Source organism: Paracidovorax sp. (genome assembly GCF_057642795.1).
This window is the reverse complement of record NZ_JBXYZY010000044.1, coordinates 84,067-97,671: the sequence shown is the minus strand read 5'-3', so window position 1 is coordinate 97,671 and position 13,605 is coordinate 84,067. Positions and strand designations below refer to the sequence as shown.

Sequence of the window (13,605 nt, the reverse complement as noted above, 5' to 3'; positions counted from 1 at the left end):
GCACGAGAACGAGCGAGAGGGGAACGCCGAGAAGCCAGAGGATGATGGGCATGAGTCACTCCTGAACGAAGAGGTTGAAGGGATGACTCAAAGGTATCTGGCCTCCAATCCGCCGATTGTGCGACGCCCGGTGCATGTCCTGTAGGCGGCGGCGCCGGTGGCCGTAGGCTTTCGCTGGGGTCGGCTGCTTCGTGCCTTTCAGAATTCCAGGTTGTCGATCAGCCGTGTGCCGCCCAGGCGCGCTGCGGCCAGGGCCACCAGCGGGCCGCTGCGTGCGGCGCCGTCTTGCGGCGGTTGCAGGTCGTGGCGCTGGCGCACGGTGAGGTAGTCGGGCACCCAGCCTGCGACTCCCAGGGCTTGCATGGCCTGGGCCTCCAGTGCAGGGATTGGCGCGTTCGCATCGCCGCGCACCGCGTCGGCCAGGGCGCGCAGCGCCTGCGACAGCTGCACGGCGCGCTGGCGCTCTTCGGCGCTCAGATACCCGTTGCGTGAGCTGAGCGCCAGGCCGTCGGCGGCACGTGCCGTATCGCCTGCCACCAGCTCGATAGGCAGGGCGAACTGCTGCACCATGCGGCGCACCACCATCAGTTGCTGATAGTCCTTCTTGCCGAACACCGCCGTGCCGCCGCCCGCGCCGCTGGCGAAGAACACGGCCGAGAAGAGCTTCATCACCACCGTGCACACGCCGGTGAAGAAGCCGGGCCGGAAGTGCCCTTCCAGCAGATCGGCCAGGGCCGGGTCGGGCTGCACCTTGAAGGTCTGCGGCTCGGGGTAGAGATCGGCCTCGCGCGGGGCGAAGAGCACGTCGCAGCCGGCAGCGGAGAGTTGCGCGCAGTCGCTCTCCCACGTGCGGGGATAGCTATCGAAGTCCTCGTGCGGCAGGAATTGCAGCCGGTTCACGAAGATGCTGGCGACGGCCACGTCGCCCAGCGGCTTGGCCTGCCGCACGAGCGCGATGTGGCCGTCATGCAGATTGCCCATGGTGGGCACGAAGGCGGGGCGGCCGCGTCCGGCCAGAGCGGCGCGCAGGTCGGCGATGGTGTGGGTGACGATCATGGACATGGGGGAATGAAGGAGGGCATGGGCTCACCAGGCGTGCAGGGCGTCATCGGGAAAGCGCCCCTGCTTGACGGCCTGCACATAGGCCTCGATGGCGCCACGCACGCTGCCGGCCTCGGCCATGAAGTCGTGCGCGAACTTGGGGTTCTTGCCCAGGTTCACGCCCAGCATGTCGTGCAGCACCAGGACCTGGCCGGCTGTTCCGCAGCCCGCGCCGATGCCGATCGTGTGGCAGCGCGGCAGGGCGTCGGTCACCTCGCGTGCCAGGGTAGCGGGCACCATCTCCAGCACCAGCATGGCCGCGCCCGCGTCCTGCAGCTCGGCGGCCTGGCTGCGCAGCGTGCGCGCGGCCTCGTCGCTGCGGCCCTGCACACGGTAGCCGCCCAGTGCGTGCACCGTCTGTGGAGTGAGGCCCAGGTGCGCGCAGACGGGAACGCCGCGCTCCACCAGGAAGCGCACGGTGGGCGCCGTCCAGCCGCCGCCTTCGAGCTTGACCATATGCGCGCCGGCCTGCATCAGCGCGCAGGCGCTGCGCATGGCCTGTTCGGGGCCTTCGGCGTAGCTGCCGTAGGGCAGGTCGGCGATCAGCCAGGCGGTGCCCTGCACCCGGTGCAGGCCACGCGCCACGCTGGCCGTGTGGTAAGCCATCGTGTCCAGTGAAACGCCCACCGTACTGGGCAGGCCCTGGCAGACCATCCCCAGCGAATCGCCCACCAGCAGGCATTCCACACCCGCAGCGTCGGCCACGGCGGCGAAGGTGGCGTCGTAGGCCGTGAGCATGGTGATCTTCTCGCCGGCCTCGCGCATCTGCGCCAGGCGCGGAAGGCTCACGGGGCGGCGCTGTGGCAAGGGCGATGCAGGGGGCAGGGTGCCGTAGGGCGTGGCGGCGGGGGCGGGTGTCGGCGATGGCGTGGTCATGCGGGCAATCCTCTTGGCGCGAATGAGCCGCGAGTCTATGCGAGCGCAGCGGCACGATGCTCTGGGATCTCGCGGGGATGCCTCAGGCTTTTGCGACCAGGGGCTCGTCGGGCTCGCCGGCCCGATGCAGGCGGTGCTTGCCGGCCTGCTTGCCGCGGTACATGGCCCTATCGGCCTGGGCGATGAGTTCGCCGGCATGGGTGCCGTCCAGCGGCGCCAGCGCATAGCCGATGGACAGGCCCACGTGCAGCCCGTTCCGGCGCAGCGCAAACGGCGCGCGGAAGGCGTGCAGTATGGAGCAGCCCAGCGCTTGGGCCTGTTCTGGCTGCTGCAGGCCCGGGGCCAGCACGATGAATTCGTCGCCCCCCAGCCGGGCTACCGGGCGTGAAGGTCCTGCCACTTCTCGAAGCCGCTGGGCGACAGCCACCAGCAGCTCGTCGCCCACGTCGTGCCCGTGGCGGTCGTTCACGGGCTTGAAGCCGTCGAGGTCCAGCAAATAGACGGCGACCAGCCTGCCGGGCGCGCAATGCGCGAGCGCAGCCTGCAGCTCCAGCTGCATGCTGCGCCGGTTGAGCAGACCGGTGAGGGCGTCGGTATGGGCCAGCGAACGCATCGTGTCGCGCTCGACCAGCGCGGCGTGAGCGGTCAGGCGCAAGGCCGCGGACCGAAGTCCCAGCACCCGCAGGAAGATCAGCATGTCCAGCGTAGCGCCGATCTGGAACGAATGCAGTGTCCAGAAATTGGCCGGCAGCACGCCCTGGGCCAGACCGGCGAAGATGCCCGCCGCCACGCCGTAGAGCGTCCACCCCACCAGCAGCACGCCGCCGAGCGGATCGCCTTGGCGCATGCGGCGAAACGCCCTCGGCAGGCTGGCCGCCGAGGGCGCCAGGCTGAAGAGGGTCATGATGGCCGTGGCTGTCTGCACGCCGATCACTCCCAGCGCATGCGCCATGCCAGCAGTCGCCATCAGCGCGGCGCCCGCCCGCATGCCGCGCGCATACCGGCTTTGCGGCGCCTCGGAGGCCAGGGCCTGGCTGAGGAAAAGGAACGATCCGGCCAGAGCGATGAAGCCCGAGAGGATGGCCAAATGGCGCTGTGGCCAGATCTCGCCCGGCCAGATGAACTGCGCCCCGACGCCGAAGAACTGCAGGGAAAACCCCGCGCTGCCCAGGACCAGAAGGGCGTAGTAGGCGAACAGCTTTTCGTGCTGCGCGACCCATTGCATCACGCTGTAGAGGATCAGGCACAAAGCCAGCCCGTTGAGCAGGCCCTGCAGGAGCAGTTCGCGCTGGCCCGCCCGCGAGCGGTCCGGCCGTTCGCTGACCGAGAGCGGCAGGATCATCGGACCGGGCGTGTGCACGCGGATCAGCAGGTCGTAGTGCTGGCCGCCAGCCAGGTCGAGCTGCATTTCAGGGGTGCGGCTGGCCAGGGTTTGCCGGGTCACCGGACGCAGATAGCCCCGCGGAGCATGCTGCAGTACGTGGCCGTCACGGACCAGGTAGAAGTCCACCTCCTGCATCGCCCCATAGTCCAATGCTGCCACCCACGGGTCCTGCGGCGTTTGCCCGACGACCAGCGGCAGGCGCAGCCAAATGGTTTCCTTGCGCAGACCCAGTGAGCCGTTCGCGGCGGCCGGTGGCGCGAAATCGTCGCGGTGATTCCAGACGTCTTGTGCCGTCATCGCGTGCGTGGGGTCGGCCAGCAGAGTCACCGCCGGCCATACGTCTTGCGCACCCTCTCCCGGTTCCAGCCGCAGCGCTGCCACGCCGGCATGCGCAGGGCTCCAGAGCGCAGCCAGCCACCAAGCAGCCAGTAGCCACCAAGCGGTGGCCCGGTGCCGGGCGATGACGCGCATGCCGTTCATGCGCGATCTGGGTGCAGGCGCGCGGCCACGGCCAGCGGGTGCGGCGCGGCAGGCTCGGGCGGGGAGGAAGCGAGGGGCATCACGGCGCGCAAGTGTAGAAGATCATGGAGCCCGCAGCTCCCCCTGGGAGCCCCTCAAGCCGCGGGTTGCCGGTATGCTCGCGGCCCATGACGAATCTGTTTCAGCCCGCATCCGGAATGCCCGGCGATGCGGAGGACCTGCCGACCGTGGTGCGCGCCGACGTGGCCCGCGCCCTGCAGGAAGACGTGGGCGCGGGCGACCTCACCGCCGCGCTGATCGATCCGACCCGGCGTGTGCGCGCCCGCGTACTGGCACGCGAAGAGGCCGTGATCTGCGGCGCGCCCTGGGCGGAGGCCGCGCTGCGGGCGCTGGACCCGGGCGTGCGGCTGACCTGGCACGTGGCGGAAGGCCAGCGCTGCGCGGCCGACCAGGTGGTGCTGGAGATCGAAGGCCAGGCCCGGGCGCTGCTGAGCGCCGAGCGCACGGCGCTCAACTTCCTGCAACTGCTCTCGGCCGTGGCCACCAAGACGCGACATTACGTCGATGCCGTGGCCGGCACACGCGCGCACATCGTCGATACGCGCAAGACCTTGCCGGGCCTGCGGCTGGCACAGAAATACGCCGTGCGCGTGGGCGGCGGCACCAACCACCGCATCGGCCTGCACGACGCCGTGCTCATCAAGGAAAACCACATCGCTGCGGCCGGCGGCGTCACCGCCGTGCTGCGGGCCGCCCAGGCCGCCGCGGCGCAGGCGCGATTCATCGAGATCGAATGCGAGACGCTGGAGCAGCTGGACGAAGCTCTCGCCGCCGGCGCCCGCATGGTGCTGCTGGACAACATGCCGCTGGCCATGCTGCACGAGGCCGTGCGCCTCAATGCCGCCCACCCGGCCGGCCCGGCCATTCTCGAAATCTCCGGTGGGGTGACGCTGGAGGGCCTGCGCGCGCTGGCCGAGACGGGCGTGGACCGCATCTCCATCGGCACGCTGACCAAGGACGTGAAGGCCACCGATTTCTCGATGCGAATGCACGATATCGCCTGAACGTGCCGAACTGCGGCGCACTTTCCGTATCCACCACGAGGCCGCCCCACCCCGGCCCGCCACACCTGCCATGACCATCGCCGACCTCGCCCTCAAGCCCGTGGAATACGAACAGCCCGCCGACGCGGGCGGCGGCGTGTGCTCCACCCGCCATGCCTGGGCCCGCGTGCCCGCCGAGCCCGGCCCGGTCGAGCGCGCTGCGCTGAAAGACCGCATCCGCACCCTGCTGCGCGAGAAGAACGCCGTCATGGTGTCGCACTACTACGTCCACCCCGACCTGCAGGACCTGGCCGAGGAGACCGGCGGCCTGGTGAGCGACTCGCTGGAGATGGCGCGCTTCGGGCGCGACCATGCGGCGCAGACGCTGGTCGTCTCCGGCGTGCGCTTCATGGGCGAGACGGCCAAGATCCTCTCGCCCGAGAAGACCGTGCTCATGCCCGACCTGGACGCCACCTGCTCGCTCGACCTGGGGTGCCCCGCCGACGCCTTCGGCGCCTTCTGCGACCAGCACCCGGACCGCACCGTGGTCGTCTATGCCAACACCAGCGCGGCCGTGAAGGCGCGCGCCGACTGGCTGGTCACCTCCAGCTGCGCGCTGGAGATCGTTTCCGCCCTGAAGGCCGCGGGCCACAAGATCCTCTGGGCGCCCGACCGGCACCTGGGCGGCTACATCCAGCAGCAGACCGGCGCCGACATGCTGTTCTGGAACGGTGCCTGCATCGTGCATGACGAATTCAAGGCGCAGGAACTGCTCGACCTCAAGCGCCGGCACCCGGGCGCCAAGGTGCTGGTGCACCCCGAAAGCCCGGCCGACGTGGTGGCCCTGGCCGATGCCGTGGGCTCCACCAGCGCCATCCTGAAGGCCGCGCGCGAGATGGATGCGCACGAATTCATCGTTGCCACCGACAACGGCATGCTGCACAAGCTGCGCACGCTCAACCCAGGCAAGACCTTCCACGAAGCGCCCACCGCCGGCAGCAGCGCCACCTGCAAGAGCTGCGCGCACTGCCCCTGGATGGCCATGAACGGCCTGGCCGACGTCGCCCGCGTCCTGGAAACCGGCGCCAATGCCGTCGAGGTGGACCCGGCCCTGATCCCGCGCGCGCGCCAGCCCATCGACCGCATGCTCGCCTTCACCGCCGCGCTCAAGAGCGGCCAGCCGGCCGGCGCGCTGGTGCCGCATCTGGGCGCTGCCTGATCGTTTGCTATTAAAGATATAGCTTCCTGCCCTGATGAATCCTGCGCTAGAGCCTGATTTTTCCCCTGTCGCCCTGATCGATTTTGCCGACCCGCGCGTGCAGCACCTGCCGCGCCATAGCGCGCTGGCCGCGGCCGGCCGCCTGCGCCACGCCTTTGGCACTCCGCGCCGGGTGCTGGCCGCCCGCACGCTGGCCGAGGTGCCCGACGTGCTGCGCGAGGTGGATGCCGCCGCCCGCGCCGGTGCCTGGTGCGTGGGCGGCCTGCGCTACGAAGCCGCCGCTGCTTTCGACGCTGCGCTGCGCACCCATGCGCCGCAGGCCGGCCAGGCGCTGGCCTGGTTCGCGGTGTTCGACGCCCCCGCGCCCTGGCCTGCCGAGGCGCCACCCGTGGCACACGAGCCCACGGTGGACTGGCATGGCGCCCCGGAGCGGTCGGCCTTCGATGCGGCGCTGGCCACCATCCACGAAGGTATCGCGGCGGGCGAGTACTACCAGGTCAACCACACCGCCCGGCTGCGCGGCCGGGCACACGCCGCACCGGGGGCCGATGCCGCCGCCACGGCGCAGGCCTTCTTCGCCGCGCTGCAGCGCGCCCAGCCCGGCGGTTATGCGCTGTGCCTGGACATGGGCGCGGAGCAGGTGCTGTCGGTCTCGCCCGAACTGTTCTTCGACTGGCAGGACGGGGGCGAGGGCCAGGACGGCGGCACGCTGCTGGCCCGGCCCATGAAGGGCACGGCCCCGCGCGGGGCTACGCCCGAGGAGGACGCCGCCCGGGCCGCCGCCCTGCGCGCGAGCCCCAAGGAGCGGGCCGAGAACGTGATGATCGTGGACCTGCTGCGCAACGACCTCTCGCGCATCGCCACGCCGCACAGCGTGCGTGTGCCGGCGCTCTTCGCCACCCAGGCGCTGCCGGCCGTCTGGCAGATGACGTCCGACGTGCAGGGCCATACGCCGGCCGGCACCACGCTGGAGCGGGTCTTCGCGGCGCTTTTCCCCTGCGGCTCCATCACTGGAGCGCCCAAGGTGCGCGCCATGCAGGCCATCCATGCGTTGGAAGACGGCCCGCGCGGCTGGTATTGCGGGGCCCTGGGTGTGGTGCGCCCGCGCGCCGGCGGCGGGCTGGCTGCCACGTTCAACGTGCCGATCCGCACCGTCGAGCTGCGCGGTGCCGAGGCCCTTTGCGGCATCGGCAGCGGCATCACCCACGATGCGCAGGCCGAGCTCGAATGGCAGGAATGGCAGCACAAGCGCGCCTTCCTCGTGCGCGCGAGCGAGCCCTTCGACATCCTGGAAACCCTGGCGCTGGTGGATGGCGCCTTCCGCCACCGCGCCGAACATCTGGCGCGCATGGCCGCATCGGCCGCGCACTTCAACGTGCCGTGGGACGAGGCCCGCGTCTGCGCCTGCCTGCAGGCCCTGGCCGAGGCCCACCCGCAGGGCGCCTGGCGCGTGCGCCTGCTGCTGCGTGCCGACGGCCTGCCGCGCGCCGAAGCCTTCGCGCTGGCACCCGCCGCCACAGACCCGGTGCGGCTGGCCCTGGCCGGCAGGCCTCTGCTGGAAGCGCATGGCGAATTCGTGCGCCACAAGACCACGCGCCGCGCCCACTACGCGGCCTTCGCGCCCGCGCCGGGCTCGGGCGTGTTCGACACCATGCTCTACAACGCGGCGGGCGAGATCACCGAAGGCACCTTCGGCAACATCGCCGCGCAAATGGATGATGGCCGCTGGATCACGCCGCCCCTCGCCTCGGGCCTGCTGCCTGGCGTGGGCCGGGCCGTGGCCCTGCGCGAAGGGCGGGTGGCCGAGGCGGTGTTGCGACTTCAAGACCTGCCGCGCGTGCGCGCCTGGGCCTTCGTCAACAGCCTGCGGGGCTGGCTGCCGGCGGAACTGGCCTTTCCACCTGCCGCTGCGCCTGCCGGTCCATGAACGCCTCCAGCGCACTCAGCACCGGCGCATAGCGCGCCGCATCGCCTTCGACGAACGCGAGCGCCGCACAGGTGGCTTCGAGCGTGGATAGCTGGTGCGGCGCATGCGCGCGGCGGATGCGGCCGTAGCGTGCTGCGGGCAGATCCGGCGGCAGCGGCAGGCGCGGCAGGGCCTGCAGCAGCGGATTGGCATAGAGCATCTTGCGGCTCTTGCGCCAGGTACCGTCCAGCACCACCAGCCGCAGCATTTCGGCATCACCCGCCAGCCAGTGCGCAGGCAGTGGCGGTGGCGCTGCCAGCGGCAGGGTCGGATCGTGTGGGGAGGGCGGGTACAGCAGCACGGCCCGCGTCCCGGCCCCTGCCGGTGCGGCGGTACCGGGCCAGTCGGCGTGGAGCCAGGCCTGCAGCGCAGCCGGCTCGAAGGCTTCGCCCACCTCCATGCGGCTGCGAGGCAGGCACAGGTGCAGCAGGCGTGCCGTGCCCTTGGCATGGCCGGCCTCCAGCGGGTGCTGCAGGATCAGCACCTCGGCGTGGTGCGCCACCGGCGCTGCCAGAACGCAGAAGCAGGCGCTCGCCGGCCGCAGGCATCCCGGGCAGCGCGCGCGCCGGGCGGCGTCCGGCGTCCCGCGGCTCAGATCTTCCACTGCGGCATCTCGGTGGCGACGATGCCACGGTGGGGGCCTTGCCGGTCTATAGGGGCGGTGGCAAACGCCATGGCGGCCGGGATGGGGTGGGTGCTCTGGTGGGGCTCTGAGCCTGCGCTCATGCCGCTGATGCGATCAGAGCCGTTCCTTGGCGTAGGAGGGGCGATCCATGTCCACGATCTCGGCGCTCAGCTGCACCATCACCCCCTCGGGCCGGGGAGCGAGACGGCGCAGCACATCGGCGATGCGGGTGGTCAGTTCCTTCTTGGCCTCGGGGCTGCGGCCCGACAGCAGGCGCAGCTGGGCGTGGATGAAGGCGCGGTTCGCGGGGGCGGTGCCTATCTCGAAGCGGCTCACGCGCACCAGGCGGGTCTTGAGGTCGGCCTCTTCCGGGATCTGCGGATGCGAGGCGACGGCGGCGTTCACGGCCTGCAGGACCTCGGCTTCCGGGAAGCCGGCGAGGTTGTCGGTGTATTCGATGGTCAGGTGCGGCATGGCGTGGTCGGCTCCAGGAAGGGGTGTCGGTCGGTCAATGGAAAAGGAAAGGGCGGCGCGTCACAGATCGAGCACACAGCCATCGCCCAGCGCATCGCGCCAGACGCGCACGCGGCTGGGTGCGGGCTGCATGTCGGTGAGCCCCTTGGCGATGAAGACGCACAGGTTCTCCAGCGTCGCCGGGCCCAGGCCGGGCACTTCGTCGAGCAGATGGTGGTCGAGCTGCTCGCGCAGGCGGTCGCAGCGCGCGCGCAGATGGCCCAGGTCGATCACCATGCCGCTGTCGGGATGGCGCGGGCCGGTGACCGAGATCTCGGCATGGTAGGTGTGGCCGTGGATGCGGCGGCTGCCTTCGGCCTCGATCTCGCGCTGCAGCGTGTGGGCGGCGTCGAAGAAGAAGCGTTGGTGGACGGTGAACTGCATGGTGCGAAAAAACAGGGAAGAAAAAAATAACAATCAACGCGAAGGCGGCGCAACGACGCCAGAAGGCTTCCTTGCGCCGTTCCGCTAGCGAATACCCGTGAGCTTGTGGGTCTGCAGGCTCAGGCGCCACGCCGGGCGCTGCATGCAGGCCTCGATGCACAGCGCCGTGTTGGCGGCTTGGTTGGGCCCGTCCATGGGCTGCAGGAAGCGGTGGGTGAAGCGCGTCTGCGCCTCCAGCGCGGCCAGGTCGAACCCGGGCTGCGGCCAGACGAGCTTGAGCTCCTGTCCTTCGCGCTGCACCCAGTCAGCGCCGGCCTTGGGGCTGATGCACAGCCAGTCGATGCCGGCGGGCGCCGCCACGGTGCCGTTGCTCTCCACGGCGATGCGAAAGCGCCGTGCGTGCAGCGCATCGACCAGTGCGGCATCAACCTGCAGCAGCGGCTCGCCACCGGTCAGCACCACCAGGCGGTGCTGATCGTCATGGGCAGGCCATTGCGCGGCGATCAGATCTGCCAGCGCATCGGCGGTGGCGAACTTGCCGCCCAGCGTGCCGTCGGTGCCGACGAAGTCGGTGTCGCAGAAGCGGCAGATAGCGCTGGCGCGGTCTTCCTCGCGGCCACTCCAGAGGTTGCAGCCGGCGAAGCGGCAGAACACGGCGGGCGTGCCGGCCTGGCCGCCTTCGCCCTGCAGGGTGTAGAAGATTTCCTTGACGCTGTAGGTCATGCGAAGGCTTTCGGTGCGTGGGTCTGGCGCGTGGGCGAGAGTTCGGCCAGCGCGGCGATGAGGCGGTCCACATCGGCTTCGGTGTGCGCGGCCGAGAGGGCGATGCGCAGCCGCGCCGTGCCTTCGGGCACGGTGGGCGGGCGGATGGCCGGCACCCAGATGCCGCGCGCGCGCAGGCCCTCCATCACGGCCAGGGCTTCGGCGTTGGGGCCGATGAGCAGCGGCTGGATGGCGGTGCGCGAGGCGCCCAGCTGCCAGTGCGTGCCTTGCAGCACGGGTGCCAAGCCGTCGCGCAGCTGCGCGATGCGGCCCTGCAGCTGGGTGCGCAGCGCGCTGCCGCGCTCGATCTGGTCCAGCGCGGCCTGCATGGCGCGGGCCAGCAGGGCGGGCGCGGCGGTGGCGAAGATGTAGCTGCGTGTCTTTTGCAGCAGCCATTCGATGAGCGCATCGCTGCCCGCGACGAAGCCGCCGGCCCCGCCCGCGGCCTTGCCCAGCGAAGCCATGTAGAGCACGCGCGGCGAGGCATTGCGGCCGGCCAGGCCCGCTTCGGCCAGCACGCCGCGCCCCTGCGGGCCCAGCACGCCGAAGCCGTGCGAATCGTCGAGCAGCAGCAGCGCGTCGTGCGCTTCGCAGAGCGCCAGCAAGGCGGGGATGTCGGCCACGTCGCCGTCCATGCTGAACACCGAATCGGTGACGACCAGCTTGCGCCGCGCGGTGCTGGCGGCCAGCAGGCGGCCCAGCGCGGGCAGGTCGGCATGCGCGTAGCGGTGGATGGAGGCGCGCGAGAGCCGGGCGCCGTCGATCAGGCAGGCGTGGTTGAGCGCATCGGAAAAGAGCGCGTCGCCCTCGCCGATCAGCGCCGGCACGATGCCGGTGTTGGTGGCATAGCCGGAATAGAAATAGAGCGCGCGGGGCAGCTGCACGAAGTGGGCGAGGTCGGCTTCCAGCGCCGCGTTGGCCACGCTGTGGCCGCTCACCAGCGGCGAGGCGCCCGAGCCCACGCCGTACTCGCGCACGCCGTCGCAGGCGGCCAGCGACACGGCCGTGTGGCTGGCCAGGCCCAGGTAGTCGTTGCTGCAGAAGGCCAGCATGGGCTGCCCGTCCACTTCCAGGTGTGCGCCCTGCAGCGGGCGCACGGCGCGGCGGTGGCGGCGCAGGTGGGCGGCGTCCAGCGCGGCGATGCGCGCGGGGAACTCGTCCAGCCAGGAGGCGGTGGGTGGTGTCTTTGGGGTCATGTCCATTCGGGAGGCAGGTGGTAGCAGGCGGCCAGGGCGCAGGCGTCGGGGCTGGCCTGGTGGGGCAGCTCGGCCAGCAGCGGGGCGCGCAGGTGCTGGCGCAGCCAGGCGATGTTGTCTTCGGGCGCCAGCATGTGCGGATCGACGCGGTTGGCGATCCAGCCGGCCAGCGTGAGGCCGCGCGCGCGGATGGCCTCGGCCGTCAGCGCCGCATGGTTGAGGCAGCCCAGCCGCAGGCCCACCACCAGCACCACGGGCAGGCCCAGGGCCTGGGCCAGGTCGGCGCCGGTGGCGGTGGCGGAGAGCGGCACGTGCCAGCCGCCCGCGCCCTCGACCACCACCGCATCGGCACGCTCGGCCAGTTGCCGGTGGGCGCGCACGATCGTGCCGATGTCGATGGGGGCGCCGGCACGCTGCGCCGCGATGTGGGGCGAGAGCGGGTCGGGCAGCAGCACGGGGTTGTCCAGCTCGGGCGGCACGGCCAGGGTCGATGCGGCGCGCAGGGCCACCGCGTCTTCGTTGGTCAGCACGCCGTCGATGATCTCGGCGCCGGCCGCGACGGGCTTCATGCCCACCACGCGGGCGTGGTGGCGCGCCAGGGCGTGCAGCAGCGCGGCGCTGGCCAGGCTCTTGCCCACGCCCGTGTCGGTGCCCGTGATGAAGCAGCCCCAGCTCATGGCAGGGCTCCTTCGCGGTGCTCGCCGATGCCGTGTGCTTCCTCGGCCAGCGTGGCCTCCAGCGCGGCCAGGGCCTGGGTGGCCAGGTGCTGCACTTCAGCCTCGTCCAGCACGTAGGGCGGCATGGCGTAGAGCGTGTTGCCGATGGGCCGCAGCACCAGGCCGCGGGCCATGGCGTGGCGGTGGTAGCGGCGGGCGAAGTCGGGCAGGGAGGTGTCCACGTCCCAGGCCCAGATCATGCCCAGGCGGCGCGCGTGGCGCACGCGCGGGTGGGCCGAAAGGGGCGCGCAAGCGGCGTCGATGGCGGCGGCGAGCTGTCGGTTGGCGGCCAGCGCATCGGTGCTCTCGAACAGCTCCAGCGTGGCCAGCGCAGCGCGGCAGGCCAGCGGGTTGCCGGTGTAGGAGTGCGAATGCAGGAAGCCCCGGGCCACGTCGTCGGCGTAGAAGGCGGCATAGACCGCGTCGGTGGTCAGCACGGCCGACAGCGGCAGCGTGCCGCCCGTGAGGCCCTTGGAGAGGCAGATGAAGTCCGGCCGGATGCCGGCCTGCTGGTGCGCGAACATCGTGCCGGTGCGGCCGAAGCCCACGGCGATCTCGTCGGCCACCAGGTGGACTTCGTAGCGGTCGCACAGGGCCCGGGCCAGGCGCAGGTATTCGGCATCGTGCATGGCCATGCCGGCGGCGCACTGCACCAGCGGCTCCAGGATCAGCGCGGCGGTGCTGGCGTGGTGCTCGGCCAGCCAGTCGCCCAGGGCGGCGGCGGCGCGGCGGGCCGCGTCCAGCGCGCTTTCGCCGGGTTGGGCGCCGCGCGCATCGGGGCTGGGCACCACGTCGCCCAGGCGCACCAGCGGCGCGTAGGCCTCGCGGAAGAGGGGAATGTCGGTGACGGCCAGCGCGCCAACGGTCTCGCCGTGATAGCCGCCGGCCAGGCCGATGAAGCGGCATTTCCCGGGCCGGCCCTGGTTGCGCCAGTAGTGGGCGCTCATCTTGAGGGCGATCTCGGTGGCGGCCGCGCCGTCGCTGCCGTAGAAGGCATGGCCCAGGCCGGTGAGCGCGGCCAGGCGCTCGGACAGTTCCACCACCGGCGCGTGGGTGAAGCCGGCCAGCATCACGTGGTCCAGCCGCGCCAGCTGGTCGGCCAGCGCCGCCTGGATGTGCGGGTGGCCGTGGCCGAACAGGTTGACCCACCAGGAGCTGATGCCGTCCAGGTAGCGGCGCCCGTCGGTGCCGTGCAGCCAGGGCCCTTGCGCCCGCGCGATCGCCACGGGCGGCTCGGCCTCGTGGCGCTTCATCTGGGTGCAGGGGTGCCAGACGCTGGCGAGGCTGCGGGCGGCGAGGGTGTCGGCCATGGGGGTGTGCATGGGGGTAGTTGGGGGTGG

Annotated in this window: 14 protein-coding genes; 3 read left to right on the top strand and 11 right to left on the bottom strand. The window is 71.4% G+C overall.

What is annotated here, in order from left to right; genetic code table 11:
* Positions 1-198: 198 nt before the first annotated feature.
* The 3 genes from panC to AC3A84_RS17840 form a co-directional block, all read right to left on the bottom strand.
* The gene (panC, locus tag AC3A84_RS17850; protein WP_487971367.1) at positions 199-1,056 is read right to left on the bottom strand and encodes a pantoate--beta-alanine ligase; all 858 of its coding nucleotides are present in this window, start codon (positions 1,054-1,056) and stop codon (positions 199-201) included.
* A gap of 30 nt (positions 1,057-1,086) precedes the next feature.
* Positions 1,087-1,977, bottom strand: coding sequence for a 3-methyl-2-oxobutanoate hydroxymethyltransferase (panB, locus tag AC3A84_RS17845; RefSeq protein WP_487971366.1), 891 nt, complete (start codon positions 1,975-1,977; stop codon positions 1,087-1,089).
* Positions 1,978-2,059: 82 nt separating this feature from the next.
* Positions 2,060-3,841 (bottom strand): diguanylate cyclase domain-containing protein, encoded by a 1,782-nt coding sequence (locus AC3A84_RS17840; protein WP_487971365.1) that lies wholly within the window; start codon positions 3,839-3,841, stop codon positions 2,060-2,062.
* A gap of 167 nt (positions 3,842-4,008) precedes the next feature.
* On the opposite strand from AC3A84_RS17840, the gene nadC reads away from it, so the two are divergent.
* The 3 genes from nadC (at position 4,009) to AC3A84_RS17825 (ending at position 8,030) form a co-directional block, all read left to right on the top strand.
* Positions 4,009-4,905 carry a carboxylating nicotinate-nucleotide diphosphorylase gene (gene nadC, locus AC3A84_RS17835; RefSeq protein WP_487971364.1) on the top strand — a complete coding sequence of 299 codons (897 nt, stop codon included), beginning with the start codon at positions 4,009-4,011 and terminating at the stop codon, positions 4,903-4,905.
* 70 nt (positions 4,906-4,975) lie between these two features.
* Complete coding sequence (gene nadA, locus AC3A84_RS17830; RefSeq protein WP_487971363.1) at positions 4,976-6,103, top strand: quinolinate synthase NadA; 1,128 nt, start codon at positions 4,976-4,978, stop codon at positions 6,101-6,103.
* 34 nt (positions 6,104-6,137) lie between these two features.
* Positions 6,138-8,030 carry a chorismate-binding protein gene (locus tag AC3A84_RS17825; RefSeq protein ID WP_487971362.1) on the top strand — a complete coding sequence of 631 codons (1,893 nt, stop codon included), beginning with the start codon at positions 6,138-6,140 and terminating at the stop codon, positions 8,028-8,030.
* Here the strand turns inward: AC3A84_RS17825 and AC3A84_RS17820 are convergent.
* From AC3A84_RS17820 to bioA, 8 genes are all read right to left on the bottom strand, one after another.
* A complete protein-coding gene (locus AC3A84_RS17820; protein ID WP_487971497.1) occupies positions 7,960-8,664 on the bottom strand; it encodes a tRNA-uridine aminocarboxypropyltransferase in 705 nt (234 codons plus the stop codon). The two genes, AC3A84_RS17825 and AC3A84_RS17820, sit on opposite strands and share 71 nt — an antisense overlap.
* Positions 8,661-8,795, bottom strand: coding sequence for a hypothetical protein (locus AC3A84_RS17815; RefSeq protein WP_487971361.1), 135 nt, complete (start codon positions 8,793-8,795; stop codon positions 8,661-8,663). Before AC3A84_RS17815 ends, AC3A84_RS17820 begins: the two co-directional genes overlap by 4 nt.
* Before the next feature lie 13 nt (positions 8,796-8,808).
* Positions 8,809-9,168, bottom strand: a complete 360-nt coding sequence (locus AC3A84_RS17810; RefSeq protein ID WP_487971360.1) for a 5-carboxymethyl-2-hydroxymuconate Delta-isomerase — start codon at positions 9,166-9,168, stop codon at positions 8,809-8,811.
* Between the two features lie 60 nt (positions 9,169-9,228).
* Positions 9,229-9,591, bottom strand: coding sequence for a 6-pyruvoyl trahydropterin synthase family protein (locus AC3A84_RS17805; RefSeq protein ID WP_487971359.1), 363 nt, complete (start codon positions 9,589-9,591; stop codon positions 9,229-9,231).
* Between the two features lie 84 nt (positions 9,592-9,675).
* Positions 9,676-10,314, bottom strand: coding sequence for a 7-carboxy-7-deazaguanine synthase (gene queE / locus AC3A84_RS17800; RefSeq protein ID WP_487971358.1), 639 nt, complete (start codon positions 10,312-10,314; stop codon positions 9,676-9,678).
* Positions 10,311-11,549: an 8-amino-7-oxononanoate synthase gene (bioF, locus tag AC3A84_RS17795; RefSeq protein ID WP_487971496.1), complete on the bottom strand. Its 1,239-nt coding sequence runs from the start codon at positions 11,547-11,549 to the stop codon at positions 10,311-10,313. Before bioF ends, queE begins: the two co-directional genes overlap by 4 nt.
* Positions 11,546-12,226, bottom strand: coding sequence for a dethiobiotin synthase (bioD, locus tag AC3A84_RS17790; RefSeq protein ID WP_487971357.1), 681 nt, complete (start codon positions 12,224-12,226; stop codon positions 11,546-11,548). Before bioD ends, bioF begins: the two co-directional genes overlap by 4 nt.
* Positions 12,223-13,575, bottom strand: a complete 1,353-nt coding sequence (gene bioA, locus AC3A84_RS17785; RefSeq protein WP_487971356.1) for an adenosylmethionine--8-amino-7-oxononanoate transaminase — start codon at positions 13,573-13,575, stop codon at positions 12,223-12,225. The genes bioD and bioA overlap by 4 nt, the downstream gene beginning before the upstream one ends.
* Positions 13,576-13,605 lie beyond the last annotated feature (30 nt).